The organism is Mycobacterium hippophais (genome assembly GCF_027529605.1).
Taxonomy (GTDB): domain Bacteria; phylum Actinomycetota; class Actinomycetes; order Mycobacteriales; family Mycobacteriaceae; genus Mycobacterium; species Mycobacterium arseniciresistens.
On sequence record NZ_JAPZPY010000009.1, the window covers coordinates 147,705 to 172,238 of the forward strand.

The 24,534-nt window shown below is 69.4% G+C and carries 17 protein-coding genes and 1 pseudogene; 6 read left to right on the plus strand and 12 right to left on the minus strand.

Translation table 11 applies throughout. From position 1 onward, the window contains the following. Positions 1-23: 23 nt before the first annotated feature. Positions 24-2,408: a phosphoketolase family protein gene (locus O6P37_RS19275; protein ID WP_269895672.1), complete on the minus strand. Its 2,385-nt coding sequence runs from the start codon at positions 2,406-2,408 to the stop codon at positions 24-26. 110 nt (positions 2,409-2,518) lie between these two features. On the opposite strand from O6P37_RS19275, the gene O6P37_RS19280 reads away from it, so the two are divergent. Continuing rightward, a complete protein-coding gene (locus O6P37_RS19280) occupies positions 2,519-4,843 on the plus strand; it encodes a CaiB/BaiF CoA-transferase family protein (protein ID WP_269895576.1) in 2,325 nt (774 codons plus the stop codon). A gap of 36 nt (positions 4,844-4,879) precedes the next feature. Continuing rightward, complete coding sequence (locus O6P37_RS19285; protein ID WP_269895577.1) at positions 4,880-6,352, plus strand: acetyl-CoA acetyltransferase; 1,473 nt, start codon at positions 4,880-4,882, stop codon at positions 6,350-6,352. Between the two features lie 4 nt (positions 6,353-6,356). Here the strand turns inward: O6P37_RS19285 and O6P37_RS19290 are convergent, their stop codons facing one another. Further along, entirely contained in the window at positions 6,357-7,121 is a 765-nt protein-coding gene (locus tag O6P37_RS19290; RefSeq protein WP_269895578.1) for a GolD/DthD family dehydrogenase, read from the minus strand. Between the two features lie 264 nt (positions 7,122-7,385). After that, positions 7,386-8,069 (minus strand): annotated as a pseudogene (locus tag O6P37_RS19295) (sugar-binding transcriptional regulator); the annotation flags it as partial. Between the two features lie 235 nt (positions 8,070-8,304). Here O6P37_RS19295 and O6P37_RS19300 point away from each other — a divergent pair. The 4 genes from O6P37_RS19300 (at position 8,305) to dctA (ending at position 13,494) form a co-directional block, all read left to right on the plus strand. After that, the gene (locus O6P37_RS19300) at positions 8,305-9,849 is read left to right on the plus strand and encodes a sugar ABC transporter ATP-binding protein (protein WP_269895579.1); all 1,545 of its coding nucleotides are present in this window, start codon (positions 8,305-8,307) and stop codon (positions 9,847-9,849) included. Beyond that, a complete protein-coding gene (locus O6P37_RS19305) occupies positions 9,846-10,883 on the plus strand; it encodes an ABC transporter permease (protein ID WP_269895580.1) in 1,038 nt (345 codons plus the stop codon). Before O6P37_RS19300 ends, O6P37_RS19305 begins: the two co-directional genes overlap by 4 nt. A 61-nt stretch (positions 10,884-10,944) precedes the next feature. Then, a complete protein-coding gene (locus O6P37_RS19310) occupies positions 10,945-11,994 on the plus strand; it encodes a substrate-binding domain-containing protein (protein ID WP_269895581.1) in 1,050 nt (349 codons plus the stop codon). A gap of 111 nt (positions 11,995-12,105) precedes the next feature. Then, positions 12,106-13,494 (plus strand): C4-dicarboxylate transporter DctA, encoded by a 1,389-nt coding sequence (gene dctA, locus O6P37_RS19315; protein WP_269895582.1) that lies wholly within the window; start codon positions 12,106-12,108, stop codon positions 13,492-13,494. Here dctA and O6P37_RS19320 read toward each other — a convergent pair. The 9 genes from O6P37_RS19320 to O6P37_RS19360 form a co-directional block, all read right to left on the minus strand. Next, positions 13,481-16,633, minus strand: coding sequence for an ATP-binding protein (locus O6P37_RS19320; RefSeq protein WP_269895583.1), 3,153 nt, complete (start codon positions 16,631-16,633; stop codon positions 13,481-13,483). The two genes, dctA and O6P37_RS19320, sit on opposite strands and share 14 nt — an antisense overlap. Next, positions 16,633-17,247: a hypothetical protein gene (locus tag O6P37_RS19325; protein ID WP_269895584.1), complete on the minus strand. Its 615-nt coding sequence runs from the start codon at positions 17,245-17,247 to the stop codon at positions 16,633-16,635. The genes O6P37_RS19320 and O6P37_RS19325 overlap by 1 nt, the downstream gene beginning before the upstream one ends. 135 nt (positions 17,248-17,382) lie before the next feature. After that, positions 17,383-17,976 carry a hypothetical protein gene (locus O6P37_RS19330; RefSeq protein ID WP_269895585.1) on the minus strand — a complete coding sequence of 198 codons (594 nt, stop codon included), beginning with the start codon at positions 17,974-17,976 and terminating at the stop codon, positions 17,383-17,385. Between the two features lies 1 nt (position 17,977). Next, positions 17,978-18,751, minus strand: a complete 774-nt coding sequence (locus O6P37_RS19335) for a DUF72 domain-containing protein (protein WP_269895586.1) — start codon at positions 18,749-18,751, stop codon at positions 17,978-17,980. After that, positions 18,752-19,390, minus strand: coding sequence for an HhH-GDP family DNA glycosylase (locus O6P37_RS19340; RefSeq protein ID WP_269895587.1), 639 nt, complete (start codon positions 19,388-19,390; stop codon positions 18,752-18,754). Between the two features lie 39 nt (positions 19,391-19,429). Next, complete coding sequence (locus O6P37_RS19345) at positions 19,430-19,762, minus strand: TfoX/Sxy family protein (protein ID WP_269895588.1); 333 nt, start codon at positions 19,760-19,762, stop codon at positions 19,430-19,432. 22 nt (positions 19,763-19,784) lie between these two features. Next, entirely contained in the window at positions 19,785-20,825 is a 1,041-nt protein-coding gene (locus tag O6P37_RS19350; protein ID WP_269895589.1) for an LLM class flavin-dependent oxidoreductase, read from the minus strand. A 94-nt stretch (positions 20,826-20,919) separates the two neighbouring features. Beyond that, positions 20,920-23,250, minus strand: coding sequence for an endopeptidase La (gene lon / locus O6P37_RS19355; RefSeq protein ID WP_269895590.1), 2,331 nt, complete (start codon positions 23,248-23,250; stop codon positions 20,920-20,922). A gap of 153 nt (positions 23,251-23,403) precedes the next feature. Then, positions 23,404-24,405, minus strand: a complete 1,002-nt coding sequence (locus tag O6P37_RS19360; RefSeq protein ID WP_269895591.1) for an esterase family protein — start codon at positions 24,403-24,405, stop codon at positions 23,404-23,406. Between the last annotated feature and the right edge of the window lie 129 nt (positions 24,406-24,534).

Below are 24,534 nucleotides of genomic sequence, written 5' to 3' on the forward strand. Positions count from 1 at the left end.
TCTACCGGCGCCGGGCGGATGCCCTAGTCGGCCGAACCGTCGCTCGGTTCCCAGGTCCACCCGGAGATGGCCGGATCGTCCTCGCCGTGCTCGCGGGTGTAGCGCCGCGCAGCCAACCGGGCGTCGGCCATCTCCTGGCGCAGTTCGGCCGCCCGGGTGCCCAGCCCCTCCACCCGGTCGATCACGTCCATCACCAGGTGAAAGCGGTCGAGGTCGTTCAGCATCACCATGTCGAACGGCGTCGTGGTGGTGCCGCGCTCCTTGAAGCCGCGCACATGCAACTGGGCGTGGTTGGCGTGCCGGTAGGTCAGCCTGTGAATCAGCCAGGGGTAGCCGTGATAGGCGAAGATGATCGGCTTGTCCTCGGTGAACAGCGAGTTGAACTCGCGGTCCGACAGGCCGTGCGGGTGCTCCGACTCGGGTTGCAGCCGCATGATGTCGACGACGTTGACCACGCGGACCTTCAGCTCCGGCAACCGTTTACGCAGGATGTCCGCGGCGGCGACGGTCTCCAGCGTCGGGATGTCGCCTGCGCACGCCAGCACGACGTCGGGCTCACCGGTACCACTGCCCGCCCACTCCCAGATGCCGGCGCCGCGGGTGCAGTGCGCGATCGCCTCGTCCATCGTCAGGTAGTTCAGCGCCGGCTGCTTACCCGCGACGATCACGTTGATGTAGTGCTTGCTGCGCAGGCAGTGGTCGGCCACCGAGAGCAGCGTGTTGGCGTCCGGCGGCAGGTACACCCGCACCACCTCGGGCCGCTTGTTCGCGACGTGGTCGATGAATCCCGGGTCCTGGTGCGACGCGCCGTTGTGGTCCTGGCGCCACACATGCGACGTCAGCAGGTAGTTCAGCGACGAGATCGGCCGCCGCCACTCGATCCCGGCGCTGCTCGACAGCCATTTCGCGTGCTGGTTCAGCATCGAGTCGACGATGTGCACGAACGCCTCGTAGCAGTTGAACAGTCCGTGCCGCCCGGTCAGCAGATAGCCCTCCAGCCAGCCCTGGCAGAGGTGCTCGGAGAGCACCTCCATCACCCGGCCCGACGGCGCCAAGTTCTCGTCATCAGGGTCGAGCTCTGCGACCCACGCCTTGTCGGTGGCCTCGAACACCGGCGACAACCGGTTCGACGCGGTCTCGTCGGGTCCCATCAGCCGGAACCGGTCCGGGTTGCGAACGATGACGTCGCGCAGGAAGGTGCCGAGCACCTTCGTCGCTTCAGCGGACTCCGCCGCGGGGGCGGGCACGTCCACCGCGTAGTCGGCGAAGTCGGGCAGATCGAGGTCACGCCGCAGCACTCCGCCGTTGGCGTGCGGATTCGCGCTCATCCGCCGGTCACCGGCCGGCGCCAGCGACCGCAGCTCGGGCCGCAGGTGGCCGTCGTCGTCGAACAACTCCTCAGGCCGGTAGCTGCGCAGCCACTCCTCGAGCTGGGCCATGTGCTCGGGATTGGAGTGGGTCTCCGACAGCGGCACCTGATGCGCCCGCCAGGTGCCCTCCACCTTCTTGCCGTCCACCTTCTCCGGCCCGGTCCAGCCCTTGGGGGTGCGCAACACGATCATCGGCCACAACGGCCTGCCGGCCTCGCCGTCGAGGCGGGCGGCCCGCTGGATCGCCGCGATCTGGTCGAACGCCTCGTCCAGCGCAGTGGCCAGCTGCTGGTGCACGTTGGCGGGGTCGTCGCCCGCGACGGTGATCGGCCGGTACCCGTAGCCGTAGAACAGCGCTTCGAGTTCCTCCTGCGGGATGCGCGACAGCACCGTCGGGTTCGCGATCTTGTATCCGTTGAGGTGCAGGATGGGCAGCACCGCGCCGTCGGTCACCGGATCGAGGAACTTGTTGGAGTGCCAGCTGGCGGCCAGCGGGCCGGTCTCGGCCTCACCGTCGCCGATCACACAGGCCACCACCAGGTCCGGGTTGTCGAAGGCGGCGCCGTAGGCGTGCACGAGCGCGTAGCCGAGCTCGCCGCCCTCGTGGATCGAACCCGGCGTCTCGGCGGCCACATGGCTGGGGATGCCGCCGGGAAACGAGAACTGGCGGAACAATTTCCGCAGCCCGTCGACGCCTTCCTCGATGCCGGAGTAGACCTCGCTGTAGGTGCCCTCGAGATAGGCGTTGGCCACCAGTCCGGGTCCACCGTGACCGGGGCCGGTGATGTAGATGACGTCGGCGTCGCGTTCCCGGATGATGCGGTTCAGGTGGGCGTAGACGAGGTTGAGCCCCGGGGTGGTGCCCCAGTGCCCGAGCAGCCGCGGCTTGATGTGTTCGGCGGCGAGGTCCTCGCGCAGCAGCGGATTGTCCAGCAGGTAGATCTGGCCGACGGACAGGTAGTTGGCGGCCCGCCAGTAGGCGTTGATCAGGTCCAGTTCGTCGTCGGTGAGAGTGGGGGACAGCGACTCGTCGGTCATCTGGCTGGTCATCTGGCTCATTCTGGTCACGGCGGGTGAACTTCGGGTGCCGACCGTCTACCCGAACACGTGATCTTCAAGCGGATCCGCGTACGCACTAGCCTGTGGCGGTGCGGACACTGCTGGCCTCGCTGCGGGTGCTCGACGCCGGCGACGCGGACTCCGCTGGGATCGGCCGGATGTACGCCGATCTCGGGGCCGACGTGCTGATGATCGAACCGCCCGGCGGCTCCGCCGACCGGGAGGCGCGGCCGTCGACAGCCGGGTCGAGCATCGCCTTCGCCGTGCACAACGCCAACAAGCGCAGCGTCGTGCTGGACCCGCAGTCGCCCGCCGACCGGACCCGGTTCGCGGATCTGCTCGCCGACGCGGACATCGTGGTGGACAGCGGACCCCGCAGCAGGCTGGAAGCATTCGGGCTGCCGCAGGCGACGGTCGCGGCGCGATGGCCGCATCTGGTGGTGCTGTCGGTCAGCGACTTCGGCGCGACGGGCCCGCGCGCGGCGTGGCGGGCCACCGATCCGGTGCTCTATGCGCTGTCCACGGCGCTGTCGCGGTCCGGACCGACCAGCGGTGAGCCGGTGCTGCCGCCCGTGGGCCTGGCCTCGGGAACGGCGGCCGTGCAGGCGGCCTGGGCGGCTCTGGTCGCCCATTTCCACCGGCTGCGCGGCGGGCACGGCGAACACATCGACTTCGCCAGGTTCGAGGCGGTGGTGCAGGCCCTCGATCCACCCTTCGGTTCGGAAGGTCAGGCCGCGGTGGGCCGGAAGCCCTCCGCCGAACTGTGGCGAGGCCGGCCCCGCAACCAGCAGATCTACCCGATCTTCGGATGCGCCGACGGTCACGTGCGGATCTGCCTGCTCTCGGCGCGGCAGTGGCGCGGGATGTGGCGGTGGCTCGGCGAACCCGAACGTTTCGCCGATCCGTCGTTCGAGACCATCGCCGCCCGCTACGCCGCGTCGGAGGCACTCAACGCGGCGATCGCCGAACTGTTCGCGTCCCGGTCCGTCGCCGAACTGGTCGAGCAGGGCCAGGCCCGCGGCGTGCCGATCGCGGCGGTGCTCACCCCCGCCGAGGCGCTGCGGTGTGAGCACTTCCGCGCGGTGGGCGCGCTGTCGGTCATCGAGCCGGTGGCCGGCCGGCAGCTCGACGTGCCCGCCGGTCCGTTCGTCGTCGACGGAGAGCATGTCGGCTACCGGCGCCCCGCGCCGACTCTCGGTGACGCTGAATACGGCTGGAGTGCAACCCGTTCGGCAGCAGCAGCGGCAGGAGACCGGCCGCTGCGGCCGTTCGACGGCATGCGCATCCTCGATCTCGGGGTGATCGTGGCCGGTGGTGAGCTCGGCCGGCTGTTCGCGGACCTGGGCGCCGAGGTGATCAAGGTGGAGAGCGCGGCGTACCCCGACGGGCTGCGTCAGACCGCGCCGGGGCAGCCGATGAGCCGGTCGTGGGCCCTGACCCACCGCAACGAGTACAGCCTGGGTCTGGATCTGCGGCATCCCGCGGGCGCCGACGTGTTCGCCGGCCTGGTGGCCGGGGCCGACGCGGTGTTCGCGAATTTCAAGCCGGGGACCCTCGGTGCGCTGGGGTTCTCCTACGACCGGCTGCGCGCACTGAATCCTCGCATCGTGCTGGCCGAGAGCAGCGCGTTCGGCGCGACCGGCCCGTGGAGTGCGCGCATGGGCTACGGGCCGCTGGTGCGGGCGAGCACCGGCATCACCCGGCTCTGGAGTGACGGCACCGCGGACTCTGCCGACGCGACTCCTTTCGATGCGACGACCATCTTCCCCGATCACGTCGCGGCAAGGATCACGGCCATCGCGGCGCTGGCCGCGCTCATCGACCGCGACCGCTCCGGAACCGGTGCACACGTGCACATCTCGCAGGCGGAGGCGGCGGTGAACCAACTGGCCGTCACGTACGTCGCACAGGCCGCGCGGGCGGCCGGGCTGCCGGTCGACGACGACGACGGCGTGCACGGCGTCCATCCGTGTGCCGGTGACGACGAATGGTGTGTCGTCTCGATGCGCACCGCTGCCGACCGTGACGCGGTGGCCGGTGTCGTCGGCTCGGCGGAGCCGGCGGCGATCTCGGCGTGGACCTTCCGGCGCGACAAGAACGAGGTGGCCGAGACGATGCAGGCGGCGGGAGTGCCTGCCGCACCGATGTATCGGGCGGCCGACGTGCTGGCCGACCCCCAGGTCCGGCACCGCGCGCTGTTCTCCGAGATGACCCACCCGCTGTTCGCGATGTCGATGCCGACCGAGACCGGCCCCACCCGGTACCGGCACATCCCGCCCGCCGACCTGCGTCCTGCGCCCATGCCCGGCGAGCACACCCGCGAGATCTGCCAGAAGGTGCTGGGGCTCGACGTCGCCGAGGTGGACCGGCTGATCGCCGAGGGCGTGCTGTTCACCACAGCCGGACGACCCTGACGCCGGATCGACGCGGCAATCCGGCATGCTGTCCCCATGCCTGTCGCCTCCACCACGCCGGTGCTCATCGGATACGGCCAGGTCAACCAGCGCGACGAGAATCCCGCGGTCGAACCCGTCGATCTGATGGCCGCCGCGGCCCGGTCCGCCGCGGACCCGCGGGTGCTCGCGGCTGTCGACTCGGTGCGCGTGGTGAACCTGCTGTCCTGGCGGTACATCGATCCCGGGCTGCTGCTCGCCGGACGTATCGGCGCCGACGGCGCCGCCACCCGCTACTCGGGCATCGGCGGCAACGTCCCGCAGACACTGGTCAATCAGGCCTGCCTGGACATCCAGGACGGCAACGCCGGTGTGGTGCTGATCGCGGGCGCCGAGACCTGGCGTACTCGTTCCCGGTTGAAGCGCCGCGGCGAGAAGGCGGACTGGACGCGTCAGGACGAATCGCTGCCCACGCCGCCCGGGGCCGACGACGTGCCGATGGCCGGCGACGCCGAGATGCGCATCGAGCTGGGGCGGCCCGCCCACGTCTATCCGATGTTCGAGCAGGCGGTGCGGATCGCGGCGGGGGAGGACCCGGAGTCACACCGCCGCCGCATCGGCGAACTGTGGGCGCAGTTCAGCGCGGTCGCCGGGGACAACCCCTACGCGTGGAGCCGCGAACCCGTTGCTGCAGAGGATATCTGGCGGCCAGGCCCGACCAATCGGATGATCAGCTGGCCGTACACCAAGCTGATGAACTCGAACAACATGGTCGACCAGGGCGCGGCACTGATACTGACCTCGGTCGAGCAAGCGCGGCGGCTGCAGGTGCCCGAGGAACGCTGGGTGTTCCCGTACGCCGGCACCGACTCCCATGACACGTATGCGATCTCCGAGCGCGCCGAGTTCCACCGGTCACCGGCGATCCGGGTCGCGGGGCGGCGGGTGCTGGAGCTGGCGGACACCGATCTCGACCGGATCGACCTCGTCGACGTCTACTCGTGCTTCCCGTCCGCCGTGCAGGTGGCCGCCGCCGAACTCGGATTGCCGGTGGCAGACCCCGCGCGACCGTTGACCATCACCGGCGGGCTGACCTTCGCCGGTGGCCCGTGGAACAACTACGTCACGCACTCCATCGCGACCATGGCCGAGCAGCTGACCGCCGGACGCGGCAGGCGCGCCCTGATCACCGCCAACGGCGGCTACCTCACCAAACACAGCTTCGGCATCTACGGCACCGAGCCGCCCGCGCACGAATTCCGTTGGCAGGACGTGCAATCCGAAGTTGACAGGGAGCCCACCCGTACCTCGCTGGTCGAGTGGTCCGGCACCGGCACGGTCGAGGCGTGGACCACCCCGTTCGACCGCGACGGCGCACCCGAGAAGGCCTACCTCGCCGTGCGGACGCCCGACGACGCCCGCACACTCGCGGTGATCACCGACGCCGGCGACGCGGCCGCCACCGTCGAGGGCGACATCGCCGGCGTCAAGGTCACCGTGCGCGAGGACGGCACAGCGGCGCTGCTGTAGCGGACTAGCGGATCGTGTAGCCGCCGTCGATCACCAGGTCGGCGCCGTTGATCATCGCCGCCGCGTCGGAGGCGAGAAACACCGCCGCCGCCGCGATCTCGTCCGGGTAGGCGAATCGTCCGGTGGGGATGAGTTCCTTCATCGCCTCGCCTCGCGGGCCGTCCCAGGCCTTGCGCCCGAGTTCGGTGAGCACGACCGTCGGTGAGATCGTGTTCACCCGGACGCCGCGGCCCGCCCATTCCGACGCCAGCACCTTCGAGACACCGACCACCCCGAACTTGGATGCACAGTAGGCGACGTGCTGGTCGAGTGCCACGCTGGCCGCTTGTGACGCCATGTTGACGATGACGCCACGACCGGCCGCCAGCATCTGGGTGCCGACCGCCTGGCACATCAGGAAGGTGCCCTTGAGGTTGACGTCGATCGTCTTGTCCCACGCGTCGAGCGCGAGTTCCTCTGCGGGGCCGAGCATCACGATGCCGGCGCTGTTGACCAGCACGTCGATCCGCCCGAAGCCCGCCATCACGTCCTCGACGACCGCGCCGACCGAACCGGCGTCGGCGACGTCGCAGCCGAAGCCCCTGCTGTCCGCTCCGAGTGCCTGCGCCGCTGCCTGCGCGCCGGCTGCGTCGAGGTCCGCCACCGCGATCCGTGCGCCCTTCGCGGCGAGGGCGGCGGCGATCGCCGCACCGATGCCCGACGCCCCGCCGGTGACCAACGCGACCCTGTCGTCGAGCCGGAAGTCGAGATCCACTGCAGGAGAGGTCATCTGATTTCGCATCCTTTCATTCGAGCGGTATTCACAAAAGTGCGGCGGCGATGTCGCTGTCGGTGACGATCGCCGTGACGAGCCCGGAGCACAGCACCGCCCTGGTGGCGGCGACCTTCTCGGCACCGGTGACGATCGCGATGCGGGTCGGTATCGCCCGCAGCGCCGATTCCCCGATGCCCATCCGGCGGTCGTCCAGACCAGGCACGGGTGGCCGTCCTCGTCGAGCAGCAGCGCGCAGGTCTCGGCGCACACCCGCGCCTCGTTGAATCGCGCGACTTCCCGGTCCGTCAGCGACAGGTGGGTCTGCGACGCCCCGGGCTTCCACGCCCCGACCGACACCAGGGCGCAGGTCACGTCCGGGTACCGGCTCACGGTGTCCCGGATCTGCTGGTTACTCCGCAGCGCCGCCGCGGTGCGGCCGTCCTGGACGACGAGTGGGGCGTAGAGCGGCCAGGACTGCCCGCCGCTGACCTCGCTGATCCGCCGCACCAGATCGAGGCCGTTGCCGGTGATGGCGCCGGCCATGCCGCTGAGTTGAACGACGTCGCACCGCGGCAGCGTCGTCAGGTGCGGCGCGATGTGGGCGAGCGTGCGGCCGCAGTCGACCCCCACCACGTCGCCGTCGCGCAGGATCGACTGCAGCAGTTCCGCCATCGCCTTGGCGACCGCTTGTACCCGGTCGGCGGTGTTGCGCGCGTCGGTCGCCACCGCGTACACGTGCTGGAGGCCGAAGCGGCGCTGCACGGCGGTGGACAGGTCGACGTCGACGGATCCCGGGTTGTGGATCTTGATCTCGACCATGCCCGATTGCAGCGCCTCGTCCAGCATGCGGGTCACCTTGAAGCGGGACACCCCGAGCTCCTCGGCGATCTGGATCCTGGTGCGGCCTTCCAGGTAGTAGCGGCGTGCAACCAGTGCACGCTCGAACAGTTCGTCGGGCCCCATCCCGCCCCTCCCACGTCAGCCGCGGACGCCTCGTGCACATATGTGCAGAGCCGTTGACATCTGAGCATAGGCCAGAGCATGATCCACCTCACAAGCGAGCGGGCGGATGTCCCCGCTCACAACATCGGAGGAGCCCGGTGCGGTTCGTTCGGAAAGGGTTGGCGGGCATGACGGTAACGGCGGTCTGCGGGTCGCCGCCTCCGCGGTCCGGTCCGACGTCGACGGAGATGCCATCGTGAGCAGCGCGGTGCTGGAGTGTGCCGGGATAACGAAGAGCTTCGGCGGTGTGCCCGTGTTACGCGGGGTCACGCTGACGCTGCAGCCCGGCACCGTCACCGCGCTGGCCGGAGAGAACGGTGCGGGCAAGTCGACCCTGATGAAGATCATCAGCGGCCAGTACCACGCCGACGCCGGGACGGTGTCGGTGCGCGGCACCCACCTCGCCGCGGGCAATCCGAGGGACGCCGTGCGGCACGGAGTGGCCATCGTGCCGCAGGAACTGGCCTCGATCGAGGACATGACCGTCTACGAGAACCTGTTCGTCGGCCGGGAGATCCGCCGTGGCCCCTTCCTGAACCGGCGGGCGATGATCGCCGAAGCGCGCGAGACGCTGGCCGTCTTCGACGTCGCCATCTCCCCGACGGCCCGGATGGGCAGCCTGCCGGTCGGGCTGCGCCAGATCGTGGAGATCGTCAAGGCCGCCCGCACCGGCGCCGAGGTGGTGATGCTCGACGAGCCCACCTCGGCGATCTCCGAACGCGAGGTGGAGGGCCTCTACTCCATCGTGCGCAGGCTGCGCGAACACGGCGTGGCGATGGTCTACACCACGCACAAGATGGCCGAGATCCGCGCCATCGCCGACCGCGCCGTGGTGTTGCGCGACGGCGGCCTCATCCTCGACGCCCCGATCGCCGAGGTGTCCGACGACGACATCGTCACCGCGATGATCGGCCGCGAACTCGACGCGCTCTTCCCCGACCGCACCGAACCCGGTAGCGAGACAGTGCTCGAGGTCCGCGATCTCCAGGTCGACGGTGCGGCCGAACCGGTGTCGTTCTCCGTGTCGGCGGGCGAGATCGTCGGACTCGCGGGCCTGGTGGGCGCCGGGCGCACCGAACTCCTCGAGGCCATCTTCGGCGCCCGGCACACCGCCGCAGGCGACATCGTGGTCCGCGGCAGGCCGGTGAAGCGCAACGCCCCCGCCGCCGCGATCGCCGCGGGAATGGCGATGGTCCCCGAGGACCGCAAACTCTCCGGCGTGGTGCTCTCGATGAGCGTGCTGGACAACGGATCACTGCCGCGGTTGTCGTCGTTCAGCGTCGCGGGATGGTTGCGCGGCAAGGCGCGCACCAAGGCGGTCTCCGACGTGATGTCCTCGGTACGCCTGCGCAGTCGCGGGCTGAACCAACAGGTCGGGACGCTCTCGGGCGGCAACCAGCAGAAGGTGGTGCTGGCCCGCTGGCTGACCGGCGACGTCAACGTCCTGCTGCTCGACGAGCCCACCCGCGGCGTCGACGTCGGCGCGCGCAGTGAGATCTACCGCATCATCACCGAATTCGCGGCCGCCGGGATGGCGGTGGTGATGGCGTCGTCGGACATGCCCGAGATCATCGGGCTGTCACACCGGGCCTTCGTCATGCGCAGCGGCGCGCTGGTCGGGGAGCTCGACCGGGAGGCGCTGGACCACCCCTCCGTGCAGGAGTCGGTGTTCCGGATGGCGACCGCGCTGGACGGACCCGGCCACCGGACGCCCGCTCGATCAACGGAGGAAGACACGTGAGCACGCCCACCGGCACCGAGGAGAACGCGGGGCAGGCAGGACCGCCGACGGTGACGTCGCCGATCACCGGTGAACCGGTCAAACTGTTCTCCCGGGCGTGGCTGAGCGGTCTGGCACTGCGGTACTCGATGGTCATCATCATGCTGCTGGTGATCGCCTACTTCAGTTACCGCAGTGCGCGATTCGGCACCGTCGATAACCTGGTGACCATCCTCGTCGCGGCGGCGCCGTTCGCCCTCATCGCGCTCGGACAGACGCTGGTGGTGCTGACCGGGGGGATCGACCTCTCGGTGGGCAGTGTGATCGCGGTGTCGGCGATGGCGGGAGCGGCGACGGCGAAGGCCAACCCCGGCCAGGTGTGGATGACGGTGCTGGTGGCCATGATCGTCGGCCTCGCGGTCGGCTCGCTGAACGGGATCCTGGTGTCCCGCCTCAACGTCCCGCCGTTCATCGCCACTCTGGGCACGCTGACGGCAGGCTCCGGCTTGGCCTATGTAATCGGCGGAGGTGCGCCCATCAACGGACTGCCCGCCGAGTTCGGCTCCATCGCCAACACCAAGATCCTCGGCCTGCAGATCCCGGTGCTCGTCATGATCGTGGGCATCGTGGTGCTGGCGGTGGTGATGAAGCGCACCACCTACGGCATGCGGGTGTATGCGGTCGGCGGCAACAGGTCGGCGGCCGAGATCGCCGGCATCAACGCCAAGAACGTCCTCTTCAGCGTCTACGCGTTGTCGGGTCTGCTGGCCGGCATCTCCGGGGTGATGCTGGCCTCGCGGGTCATCTCGGGGCCGCCGAACCTGGGGCAGGGCTACGAACTCGACGCGATCGCCGCGGTGGTGATCGGTGGCGCGAGCCTGATGGGCGGCCGCGGCACGGTGTGGGGAACGGTGCTGGGCCTGTTCATCATCCAGACGCTCAACAACGGGCTCGACATCCTCGTGGTGCCCGCGTACTGGCAGGACGTCATCAAGGGTGTGCTGATCGTCGCGGCGGTGGCCGTCGACGTCTGGTCCACCCGAAGACGGACGTGACCGGGCCCGCACGCACCACACAGGCAGTTTTCCCTCCACCACAACGAGAATGAGAGACGTCATGAGACTGGGAACGAAGTGGACCGCCGCCGGCGCGGCCGGAGTGCTGGCCCTGGGGCTGACCGCCTGCGGGGCCGGCGACACCGAAGCCAACAGCGACGCCACGAGGATCGGCGTGTCGGTGTACGACATGAGCTCCTTCATCACCGCGGGCAAGGAGGGCATGGACACCTACGCCGACGCCAACAACATCGAGTTGGTCTGGAACTCGGCCAATCTCGACGTGTCCACCCAGGCCAGTCAGATCGACTCGTACATCAATCAGGGCGTCGACGCGATCATCGTGGTGCCCGTGCAGGCGGACTCGCTGGGACCGCAGGTCGCTTCGGCCAAGGCCAAGGGCATCCCGCTGGTACCGGTCAACGCCGCGCTGGAGAGCAAGGACATCGCGGGCAACGTCCAACCCGACGACGTGGCGGCCGGGGCACAGGAGATGCAGATGATGGCCGACCGCCTCGGCGGGCGCGGCAACATCGTCATCCTGCAGGGGCCGCTCGGCCAGTCCGGCGAACTCGACCGCAGCGAGGGCATCGAGCAGACACTGAAGAAGTACCCCGACATCAAGGTGCTGGCCCGCGACACCGCCAACTGGAAGCGCGACGAGGCCGTCAACAAGATGAAGAACTGGATCTCCGGCTTCGGCAACCAGATCACCGGTGTGGTCGCGCAGAACGACGACATGGGTCTGGGCGCCCTGCAGGCCCTCAAGGAGGTGGGGCGCAGCGACGTGCCCATCGTCGGCATCGACGGCATCGAGGACGGCCTGAACGCCGTGAAGAGTGGCGAGTTCATCGGCACGTCGCTGCAGAACGGCACCGTCGAGCTGGCGGCGGGCCTCGCGGTCGCCGACAAGCTGGTCAAGGGCGAGCAGGTCAACACCAATCCGGTGTACGTCATGCCGGCGATCACCAAGGACAACGTGGACGTCGCGATCCAGCACGTGGTGACCGAGCGGGAGAAGTTCCTCGAAGGTCTCCCGGACCTGATCAACGAGAACCTCAAGACCGGCGACATCGCCTACGAGGGCATTCCGGGCCAGAAGCAGCCCTAGCGGGCACGAACTCGCGGGACCGGTCACTGCGGTGGCCGGTCCCGCTGCCGCTTATCGCCGCCGTTACGCGACCCTCACCGCACCGAAACCCGCTGTCGCTATGAAAGGTCGATGACGGACAGCGCCCTGCAGAATCACGCCGGCCCCGACGCGCCGCGCAAGCCCTGGTACTCCTCGCTGTTCCTCCAGCTGATGATCGCGATCGTGGCGGGAATCCTGGTCGGCTGGCTGTGGCCGGCGTTCGGCGCCGACCTCAAACCGGTGGCCGACGCGTTCATCAAGCTGATCAAGATGCTGATCGCCCCGATCATCTTCTGCACCGTGGTGATCGGCATCGCCCACGTCGGCGACCTCAAATCGGTGGGACGCATCGGGGTCAAGGCGCTCATCTACTTCGAGGTCGTCACCACCTTCGCGCTGCTGTTCGGTCTGGTGATCGGCAACCTGGTGAAACCCGGTGCCGGGTTCGACATCGACGCCGACACCCTGGCCACCGGCGCCGACGCGGTCGCGGCCAAGACCAACGACGGCGAACTGCCGCACACGGTGGAGTTCCTACTCGACATCATCCCGGCTTCCGTGGTGTCGGCGTTCGCGGAGAACCACCTGCTGCAGGTGCTGTTCTTCGCGGTGCTGTTCGGGCTGGCGCTGGCCAAGTTCGGCGAGCACGGCGATGACCCATCCCGTCGCTCCGCTCGCCCCGGCAAGCTGGTGTTCGAGTTGATCGAGCACCTGTCGACCATCTTCTTCACCATCATCGGCTGGATCATGCGGCTCGCGCCGGTCGCGGCGTTCGGTGCGATGGCCTACATCATCGGCCAGTACGGCATCTCGTCGCTGGGCAGCTACGCCAAGCTGATCGCCGCCTGCTATCTCGGCGCGGCGCTGTTCATCGGCATCCTGGCGGCGATCTCGTGGTTTCTCGCCGGGGTCAACCTGTGGCGCTTCGTCACCTACATCAAGGACGAGCTGTTCCTGGCGCTGGGCACCGCGTCCACCGAGGTCGTGCTGCCCCGCATCATGGACAAGCTGATCCACGCCGGGTGTTCGCACACCACAACGGGTCTCGTCGTCCCGACCGGATACTCGTTCAATCTCGACGGCGCAACGCTCTACCTGTCCATCTGCGTGCTGTTCCTGGCGCAGGCCCTCGGGGTCGACCTCAGCATCGGCGAGCAGGTGATGGCGGTGCTGGTGTTGATGCTGACCTCCAAGGGCATGGCGGGTGTGCCGGGTTCGTCGTTCCTGGCACTGTCGGCCACCGTCGCCGCGATCGGTCACGGCGCCATCCCGGTGGCCGCCGTCGCACTGCTGCTCGGCGCCGACCGGATCATGGACTCCATGCGGGTGTCGGTCAACCTGCTCGGCAACTGTGTCGCCACGCTGGTGGTGGCCCGCTGGGAGGGGCAGCTCGACGCCGAACGGATGCGTAGCGTGCTGCGCGGCGAGGACGTCGACGAGGTGGCGGCACAGCCGGAGCCGGTGATCAGCTCCCGGTGAGCCCGCGGCGGGCGATGTCGAGCACCTCTTCGGTGGTGGGCGGACTCTGCGGATGGTGCGATAGGCACCACGGCGCACGGATCTTGTGGAACGCGTTGCCCTCCAGCGCGACATAAAAACTGCCTGCCCGCAGCTTGCTGATGTCGGGCACCTCACCGCCCTTGGCGCGGGCCATCTCCCGGGCGACCGCGATCTGCGCGGGCGCGTTGAGCAGGCCGTAGAACTGCGTCGCGGAGTTGCCCGGGATGTTGAGGTGCAGTCCCTTCGGCGCCTGTGTGGCGAACACCAGTCCCAGGCCGTACTTGCGGGCCTGCGAGACCAGCGCCAGCGTGCTGCGGGTGCATGCGGTGTGCCGGTCCGACGGCGCGAAGTTCTGCGCCTCGTCCATCACGAGCAGTCCGCCCAGCGGCCGGTCGGCGGCGGGATGACGCTTGATCCAGGAGAACAACGCCATCTGCAGCTGGTTCACGAAGCCTTCGCGCTGCTGCTCGCTGGTCAAACCGATCATGCTGATCACCGACACCCGCGCCCGGCGGCCCGGTGACGGGGTGAGCAGCAGGCCCGGATCGACAGGCGTTCCCCGCCCGCCGAACAGCGGGTCGTTGACCATCGCGGCGTGCAGGTTCTCGGCCAGCTCGGCAGCCAGTTTGGGGCCCTTCGCCAGTTCGGTGACACCCTGCGGCAGGTCAGCGAGCATCGCGATGAACCCCGGCAGCGTCGCGTCGGGTTCGCGACGGGCGTAGTGCCGCAACGCTTCCTTGAGCACCGCCCGGGACAGGTTCGCCTTGGCGGTCTTGCCCGCGATCAGGGCCCGGACCTCGAGCGCGGCCACCGCGGATTCCACCGCGTCGTCGAACTCCTCGTCGTCGTCGAGAACGCCAGCGAAGTCGGGGAGCGGCTGGAACGACAGCGGTCTGCCCGAGTTCTTGCGCGGCGTCCAGATGACCACCTCGGTGCCGTCGAGGTACTGCGCCGCGCGCTCGTCGTCCGCGGCGTTCCAGCCGGGCGGCGGCGTCGGCCACGCCTCGCCGAGGCGGGACAGGTCGTTGTTGACGTCCAGGACGATCGACGACACCCCGCGCAGCGCGCACTCCTCGATGAGCCGCCGGATCATCACCGTCTTGCCGGAACCGGAGCCCGCGAAGATGGCGGTGTGCTTGCGCAGTGCCAGCAGATTCACCGTCAGCGCCGCTCCGGCAGCGTCGACCCCCAGCGGCACGTCGCCCGCCGATTCCTCGACCGCGGCATAGGTCGGCGTGCCTGGCCCGGTGGTGGCCGTGGTTGGCTGTGCCGCAACGGGTTCGGGCACCGGTGGCGGCGGATCGCCGGCGAGGTCACCGAACGCCTCGCGGAAGATCGTGATCCCGTGCGCGGGCCGGCGACGGCGCACCCACTCGGGCAGGTCGGGATGGTTGTCGTCGAAAAGGTCGCGCAGGGCGGCCAGGGTGCGCAGATCCTCACGGCCGATCGGGATCGTGCGGGCGCCGGCCGCCTCGACCTCAGCGATCAGCGCCGCCGTCTTGGCTCCGCCGGGCCACCGCGAATTGCGCAGCAGCAGGAGTTTTCGGCGGTCGGGGTCCGAGCTGATCCCCGTTGCCTCCCAGGCTTTGCGGACCCGGTTCTGAACGGCGATGGCGTTCCCGTGCGCGATCGCGCGGAAGGCCCAGTGCCGCTCGTCGTCGGTCGCGTCGTCGAGGCTCTGCCGTAGCCGCCCGTGCAGCACGACGTGCCGTCCGGGCGGCGGATCGAGCCGGAAGGCCTGGCCCGCATCGCCTCGCTCGGTGATCCACGCCTCAAGGCCGGCCGCGAGCAGGCCCGGCATCGTGGTGTCCTCGCCGTCGGGGTCCAGTGCCGCCTCCACCACCGCCCCGCCGCGGTATTCGGCGAACCGGCGGTCCAGCTCATGGCTGTCCGCGGCCTGCGGTTCATCTCCCGCGGCCGCAGGCGCGGGATCGGGGGTCTCGTCGTTGAGGTGGGCGAGTTCGGTCAGCGAGCCGCTCTGCAGGCAGGCGCGGACGTGCGCGTCGGCCCGCTGCAACAGCCGGCGCGGCGTGTACTGCGGAGCGTCGTCGAACGCGGACGGCAGGATCGGCCAGCTCGCGTAGGGCGGGTCGAAGCGTGACACCGCGTATCCCGTCGCGAAGCGGCGTTCGAGAATCGACCGGCCGATCGCCGCGCTCGGCACCCGTTCCAGCACATGGGTTTCCCGGAACCGGTCGGGCACCGAGGCGGTGGCGCGTTCGCGGATGAGCTCCCACACACTGGGCAGGCACGCCACCACCGGGACCGTGCGCCGCATCGCCTCCTTGATGGACATCAAGCCGTGCGCGACGTGTTCGAGATTCCGGTTGTCCGAGACGCTGCCCGGTGCATCGGTGCTTCCCGCCGACTGGGCGAGCAGCGTGTCGATCTGGTCGATGCCGATCACGGCCGGCCCCGCGAGTGCCACCAGACGTGCGATGTCGCGCACCGTCTCCTGCGGTGTCTTGCCCGGCCGGCGCAGACCCCAGGCCGCCCGGTCGTCTCCGCCGGAGTCGTCGGTCGACGTCAGATACGCCTCACCCATGTCCTGCAGCGACGGATCGGTGGCGCCGAGCAGGATCAGGGCCCGCAGCGCATGACGGCACTGCCGCACGGTGTCGCCGTGGGCCTTCGTGCAGGCGACCACGAACTCGTCGAGCATCTCGGGGTCGAGGTCTTCACCGCGGACGACGTCGCGCCGGGTGGCGCGACCGATCTTCGCAGGCGTGGACAGCTGCCACAGCAGGTCCTTGAGCTGGGTCTCCTCGACGCGGCCCGGCCTGCCGAGGCTCTCCAGGATGCCGCCCCGCGCGGACTGCCAGAAGGTGGTGGCGTCGAGCAGTTCCACCATGAAGAAGAAGCCGCCGCCGGCCTGCACCCGCTCGCGGACCTGGCCCAGCAGATGGGTCTTGCCCGATCCGGCCCGTCCGCGGATGACGACGCCGAGCGGCGTGGCGTCGGGATAGCGAGCGACCTCGTCGAAGGCGGTCATCACGTCCGCCAGTGCGTCCTCGTGCAGACCACCGATGTGGGTGCTCTGGGAATGCCAGATGTCGTCGAGACTCATCACAGAGTTGAGCCGCAGCGCGCCGAGCGCCTCCCGGTGCTGTGTCTGCATCAGGACTCGATCGCGATCAGATGGTTGTCCTCGTTGCCGATGCGCAACGCCGCGGCCCGGTCGTCGTCGGTCAGCGCTTTGCGGTTCTCCTCGGGTATCAGGCGCACCCCGGGCTGCCGTTCGAGCCGCAGCAGTACGGCGTCGAGCTCGTCACGCGGCACCTCGGTCAGCTGCCTGCGCAGCGCCGCGAGTCCCACCCAGCCGCCGGGACGACGCGACAGCTGCCGGTAGCTGTCGCGGACCCGGGTGTCGACGTCATCGGCCTGCGCCGGCCCGAACGCCTCGGCCAGCGAGAGACCCGTCCGCTCGAAATGCCGATCGAGCGCCCTCATCAGCGTGTACAGCGCCCTGCCCTGGCCCGAGGGCCGGGCAGGCACGGCGGCACCGAACAGCGATCGGCATGTCGCCCAACCGTCGTCGGTGAGCTCGAGCACCATCGGCCGGCCGGAGGTCACCTCGATCAGGCCACGCCGCTGCAGCCGGTTCCTGCTCGACTGGTCGAGCGCCGGTCCGAGGTTCTTCAGCTCCGGGTTGGGCACCGGGCGGCACTCGGCCATCAGCACCAGGAGCACCGCCTGCTCGGTTCCGGTCAGCTCGTCGGGGGCCACGGTCACGTCCGCTCGCCTTTCTGCCGTCGTCTCGTGCGGGTACCGGCGACAGCGCCGAACGATTCACGCCCCACCCGGATACCCCCTCCACGGTGTCGCCTTCATTCTTGTCACACCCGCGGCGCGATGGCGAAGTGGAGGCTACGGCGCACCCGCGGGCACGTCGGTGTACTGCGGCGCGAAACCCTCGTCGGAGAAGCTGAATCCGCGCCCGCTGCGCTCGGAGAGGCACGAGATCCCGACGGCCTCCTGCACGTTGCACCGGAAACCGCCGACGGCGAGGATCCGGTTGAAGGGCAGCACGTTCGCCGGGCCCGGGTCCAGCCCGAACTCGGGCTGTTCCTGCGCGACGAACCGGGCGTCGCCCTCGCGTTCGACCACGACGGCCGTGGGCGCGGCCGGCTCGCCGGTGGCGTCGGGCACCGTCTCGGGTGCGCCGGTGATGCTCAGCGACCCCGAAGCGGCCTGGCAGCCGGCCCTCTCCCGCGCCACGATGGCGCACTGCCAGCGCCCCGACGGGGTGGTGAAGAAATAGCGGGTGCGGCCGTCCACCGGCGCCCCGAAGTAGAAGGCGTTGACCAGGTGTGCGTTGCTGGGCGGCGGCCCGGCCGGCGGTGGTGGCGCCGCTGCCGCCGAGCTCGCAGCGGTTTCTTCGGTGGTGACGACGGTGTCGGCCGTGCAGCCCGCCATGGCGAGCGCCGCGAGGACCGTCGCGATCAGAGTTGTGGCACGCATGTCAGTGCCTCAGCGTGCCGGAAGCCGATTCCGGCGGCACGTCGGGGTGCCGTTCACGCAGCAGCTCCCGCAGCCTGCGGGCGTTGCGTACGGCGTGGCCGCCCAGGTCGTTGTTGAAGTAGACGACCACCCGCCTGCCCTCGCCCGCCCATCCGGCGATCCGGTCCGCCCACAGCCGCAGCGCGTCGTCCGAGTAGGACGCCGCATAGAGCGGGCCGTCCTCGGGGCCGTGCAGCCGCACGTACACCCGGTCACTCGTCGCCCTCGGCACACACGGCATGCCGGGTCCGCTCATCACGACGTAGGCGGCGCGGTGGCGTTCCAGCAGCGCGAACACCGCGTCGTCGTTCCAGGACGGGTGGCGAAGCTCCATCGCCACCGGGATGCGGTCGGGCATCAGCGTCAGGAAGTGGCCGAGCCGGTCGTCGTCACGCGCGAGGCCGGGATGCAGCTGGACCAGCAGCGCCTCGCTTTTGTCACCCAGCGCGGTCCAGCAGCGCTCGAACCGCTCGACCCACGGCTCCGGGGACGCGAGCCTGCGGTAGTGGGTGAGCCCGCGGTGGGCCTTGACGGTCATCGTGAATCCGTCGGGAAGCCGTTGCCGCCAGCCCTCGAACGTGGCGTCGCGCGGCCACCGGTAGAAGCTGGCGTTCAGTTCGACGGTGTCGAATTCGGCGACATAGTGTGCGAGCCGCTTGGCCACCGGCAGTTTCGGCGGGTAGAGCACGCCGGCCCAGTGGTCGTAGGACCAGCCCGAGGTGCCGATCCGGATCATCTAACCGGCGATCTCGTCGCGCAGCGCGTCGTCGAGGGACACCCGCACCAGTGCGGCCGCCAGCGCGGCGTTGCCGCCGGCTGAGAGTTCGCCGAGCCGCGCGGCGTCGGTGGGCAGCCCGAGTTCCTTTGCGGCGCCGCGGGCCCGCTCGTCGAAGTGGGGCCGCACCCAGGTCCAGGTGTCCTGCACCTCGCGCAGGAAGATGTCGGCGCCGGTGTCGCCGATGCCCTTGAACTCCATCAGCAGCTTCTTCGCCGCTGCCACGTCGTGGCCGGCCGATTCGGCGAGGTTGCGCAGGTCACCGGAGTAGCCGTCGCGCACCGCGGTCGCCATGTCGGTGAGCCGGGTGGCCGAGCTCTCGTCGTAGCGGGCGTATCCCGCGTGGGCGAATGCGTCGATCATCTTCTGTCGCTTGGCCTCCAGCACCGTGTCGGGTGTCCGGATGCCCGCGGCGAACAGTTCGTGTCCCGCCCGCATGGCGATGGTGGCGTCGATCGGCTTGCTGGCCAGCATGCACAGTGTCAGCAGCTGGAACAGCGGCATCGGCGTGTCCTTCAGGTGGACACCGGCCTCTTCGGCGTACGTGGTGCCCGCGCGGTCCAGCAGTCGCCGGACCAGCTGATCTGGCTTCGCTCCCATCAGTTCCGGCTTACCCGTCGGCCGTGTCGGGAAACGTCCTCACTTGGGTGGCAGGCTCGCGGCGTAGCCCGCGCCGCGGCGCACCCACGACTGGAGTTGGCGCATGGTCTTGATGCCGTCGTCGCCGACCCGAAGCCAGCCGCGGGTCTCGCGGCCTGCCATCACCATCGGTGCGACGTGGTCACGCTGCAGCAGCCGCTCGGTCTCCTCCGGCGGGACGCGCACCATCAGGCCGCCTCTGCCGCTGGCCGCCACGGCCATGTTGCCGTTGATCAGGAATGCCAGGCCGCCGAACATCCGCTTCTCGTCGACGCCCGGCTCGGCGGCGAGCAGTTCCCGGATGCGGTCGGCCAGTTCGGTGTCGTAGGCCACGCCATGACGGTAACGCGGCTCGTCATCGTGCGTCGGCAGGCGACCACCCGAGCCGGGGTCCGAGGTGCTCGGCGAGGTCGCCGATGATCTGGGCGTAGTCGTCGGGCCGGAAGGTGAAGGGCAGTGCGAACGCCACTTCGTCGGCGCGCTGGAACCCGGCGTGTGCGAACAGGCGGTCGGCGAGTTCGTCGGAGGTGCCGACGAGGTCGGGGGAGAACAGCATGCCGCGCGGCCCCTGCGGAGCCCTCGTCCGTTCGAGGCGGCCCGCCGCGTACTCCCGGTAACGCCGCACCTGCTCGTCGGTGGCGGAGTCGGTCGGGATCACCACCAGACCCTGTGACACCCTTGCCCGTTCTGGATGAGGGTGATGTGTCCGGTACGCGTCGATCTGCTGGCCCTGGATGGTGGCGAAGTCAACGCAGGACGTGCCCCCGGAGATGTCCTGCGTGCTCACCACCGAGCTGGTGAGGTAGTTGATGCCCTGTTCGGCCGCCCAGATCGCCGAGGACAGCCCGCCGCCGTACCAGACGCGGTCGGCCAGGCCGGGGGAGTGCGGCTGGATGTGGTCGGTGAACTGTTCGATGCCGACGGTGCCTGCGAAGTCGCTGACCGGTTCGCCGCGTAGCGCCCGCAGCAGCCGCAGCACGCGCTCCTTCGAGAAGTCCTGCACGTCATGCGATTCCGGGTACAGCGCGGTCTTGTAGTGGTCGTACTGCATCGGGGCGCCGACCGAGACGCCCGGGTTGATGCGGCCACCCGACAGCAGGTCGACGGTGGCGAGGTCCTCGGCGAGCCGGAACGGGTTCTCCAGCCCGAGCGGGATCACCGCCGTGCCGAGCTCGATGCGGCGGGTGCGCTGGGTGGCGGCCGCCATGATCGCCACGGGTGAGGAGATGCCGGGCTGCAGGTGCCTGCAGCGCAGCCACACGCTGTCGAAGCCGAGCGCCTCGGCCCGCTCGATCACCTCGAGGGTCTCCTCGATGCCGGGCCGCGGGTCGGTGGCGTCGAAGCGGCCGATGGTCAGGAAGCCGAGCTTGCGCAGCGGCTCTCCGCGTCGTGGCATGTGGCTGGTCACCCCTCTCTGCGCGAGCAGACGCAAATGTCCCCGACACGCCGGCCATTGGGGAGCATTTGCGTCTGCTCGCGGTATTCGGTTGTCAGGCCGCGACGGCCGCCGTCTGGGCCGCCGGTTCCAGCGCCTGGGCCACGATGTCGGCCACGTCGGTCATCGGCTTCACCTCGAGCACCGCCAGGACTTCAGCAGGGACGTCGTCCAGGTCGGGCTCGTTGCGCTGCGGGATGAACACCGTCGACAGCCCGGCGCGCTGGGCGGCCAGCAGCTTCTGCTTGACGCCGCCGATCGGCAGCACCCGGCCGTTGAGTGTGACCTCACCGGTCATGCCGACGTCGGCGCGCACCTGACGGCCGGTGGCCATCGACACCAGCGCGGTCACCATCGTCACACCCGCCGACGGCCCGTCCTTGGGGACGGCGCCCGCCGGGACGTGCACGTGGATCTTGCGGTCCAGCGCCTTCGGGTCGACGCCCAACTGTTCGGCGTGTGCCCGCACGTAGGACAGCGCGATTTGCGCGGACTCCTTCATCACGTCGCCGAGCTGACCGGTCAGGACCAAGCTCGACTCACCGGCGCCGTTCTCTGTGGCGCCGGCCTCGATGTAGAGCACGTCGCCGCCGAGACCCGTGACGGCCAGCCCGGTCGCCACGCCCGGCACCGCCGTGCGTTCGGCCGACTCCGGCGTGAACCGCGGACGGCCCAGGTACTCCACCAGATCCGGTTCGTCGACGACGATCGGAGCCGGGGCCGAGTCGAGCTTGGTGGTCACCTTGCGCAGCGCCTTGGCCAGCAGCCGCTCGAACTGCCGAACCCCCGGCTCGCGGGTGTAGTCGGCGGCGATCTTGCGCAGCGCGGCGTCGGTGACGCTGACCTCCTCGGCCGTCAGCGCGGCCCGTTCGGCCTGCCGGGGCAGCAGGTAGTCACGGGCGATCGCGACCTTGTCGTCCTCGGTGTAGCCGTCGATCTGCACGAGTTCCATCCGGTCCAGCAGCGCCGACGGGATGTTCTCGATGACGTTGGCCGTCGCCAGGAACACGACGTCGGACAGGTCCAGATCCAGGTCCAGGTAGTGGTCGCGGAACGTGTGGTTCTGCGCCGGGTCCAGCACCTCGAGCAGCGCCGACGAGGGATCGCCACGGTAGTCGGAGCCGACCTTGTCGATCTCGTCGAGCAGCACGACGGGGTTCATCGAACCCGCCTCGCCGATCGCCCGCACGATACGGCCGGGCAACGCGCCGACGTAGGTGCGCCGGTGGCCGCGGATCTCGGCCTCGTCGCGCACGCCGCCCAGGGCGACGCGAACGAACTTGCGGCCCAGGGCCCGTGCCACGGATTCACCCAGCGAGGTCTTACCGACCCCGGGAGGGCCGGCCAGCACCATCACCGCACCGGAGCCGCGGCCGCCGACGACCGACATGTTGCGCTGTGCCCGGCGCGCCCGCACCGCGAGGTACTCGACGATGCGGTCCTTGACGTCGTCCAGCCCGTGGTGGTCGGCGTCGAGGATCTCCCGGGCCGACTTCAGGTAGGTGGAGTCCTCGGTGCTGACGTTCCACGGCAGGTCCAGCACGGTGTCCAGCCAGGTCCGGATCCAGCCGCCCTCGGGGCTCTGGTCGCTGGACCGTTCCAGCTTGCCGACCTCGCGCAGCGCCGCTTCCCGGACCTTCTCGGGCAGGTCGGCGGCCTCGACACGCGCCCGGTAGTCGTCGGACCCCTCGGGTTCGCCCTCGCCCAGTTCCTTGCGGATCGCGTTCAGCTGCTGGCGCAGCAGGAACTCCTTCTGCTGCTTGTCCATGCCGGACCGGACGTCCTCGGCGATCTTGTCGTTGACCTCGACCTCGGCCAGGTGCTCACCGGTCCACTCGACCAGCAGCCGGAGGCGGCGCGCGACGTCCTCGGTCTCCAGCAGCTCGCGGCGCTGGACGTCGGAAAGGTAGGACGCGTAGCCGGCGGTGTCGGCGAGCGCCGACGGGTCGGTGATCTTGTTGACCACGTCGACGATCTGCCACGCCTCGCGGCGCTGCAGCATCGCCAGCAGCAGCTTCTTGTACTCCGCGGCCAGCGCCCTGGTCTCCTCGGAGCTCTCGGGCTCCAGCGCGTCCTGCACCGTCACCCACAGCGCGGCACCCGGCCCGGTGGTGCCGGAACCGATGTGGGCGCGCCGCTCACCGCGCACGACTGCCACGGCGCCGCCCCCGGGGACGCGACCCACCTGCACGATCGATGCGATCACCCCGTAGGTGGGGTAGCGGTCCTCCAATCGCGGTGCGATCAGCAGCTTGCCGCTCTGGCTGGCCTGTGCGGCGTCGACCGCCGCGCGCGCCGCGTCGTCGAGTTCGACGGGCACCACCATTCCGGGCAGCACGATCGGTTCGCTGACGAACAGCACGGGCAGTGAGATTGATTCAGGCATCCATCCTCCAAAGTTGAATCTGCTGCGCTCAACCTTGGCGGCGGTCCCTTTGTTCCCCGTTCACTCTGCGCGTACGGCGCAGGAGTCCCGGGGGCACACAGACAGGGAGCCTGCCGTGGGGGTGACGGCAGGCTCCCTGGTGTGTGAGTGGATCTAGACGGCACCCTGGGCGCCGAGCACCCGCTGGATGTCGGGCTTCATCTGCTGAAGCTGCTGACCCCAGTAGCCCCAGCTGTGCGTGCCGTTCGACGGGAAGTTGAACACGCCGTTCTGCCCGCCTGCTGCGATGTAGTTGTCACGGAACGTGACGTTGGTGCGCAGCGTGAACCCCTCGAGGAACTGCGCGGCCATCAGGTTCCCGCCGTTGGCCCCGGTGTCCAGGTCCGACGGGGTGCCGGTGCCGCAGTAGATCCAGAGGCGGGTGTTGTTGGCGACCAGTTGATTGATGTTGATCATCGGGTCGTTGCGCCGCCACGCCGGATCGCTGGACGGTCCCCACATGCTCTCGGCGTTGTAGCCGCCCGCGTCGTTCATCGCCAGACCGATCAGCATCGGCCACCAGCCCTCGGACGGGTTGAGGAAACCCGACAGCGCGCCGGCGTAGATGAACTTCTGCGGGTGGTAGATGGAATAGGTCAGCGCGGTGCTGCCCGCCATCGACAGACCCACCACGGCGTTGCCGTTGGGATCCACGCCCTTGTTGGCCTGCAGGTAGGCCGGCAGTTCCTGGGTCAGGAACGTCTCCCACTTGTAGGTGTAGTCCTGCCCGTTGCCCCGCGACGGCTGGTACCAGTCGGTGTAGAAGCTGGACTGGCCGCCCACGGGCATCACCACCGACAGGCCGGACTGGTGGTACCACTCGAACGCCGGGGTGTTGATGTCCCAGCCGTTGAAATCGTCCTGCGCGCGCAGGCCGTCGAGCAGGTACACCGCGTGCGGACCACCGCCTTGGAACTGGACCTTGATGTTGCGGTTCATCGACGGGGAGAACACGTCCAGGTACTCGACCGGGAGACCCGGCCGGGAGAACGCGCCTGCGGTCGCCGATCCACCTGCGAAGCCGATCAGGCCCGGCAGCATGGCCGCTGACGCGGCAACCACCGCCAGCCTGCGCATCCACATTGCTGTACCGCGAAACCTTCTGACGAACTTCATAACGGCAACCAACCCACCTTTCGTTTTGCATGCCACAAGCAATTGCCGTTGCTGTGCTCGAAAAGTGAAACACGGGCCTCACCAGTCACACTGGTACCAACACCCGCATGCGTTGTCGCGGTTGGCTAA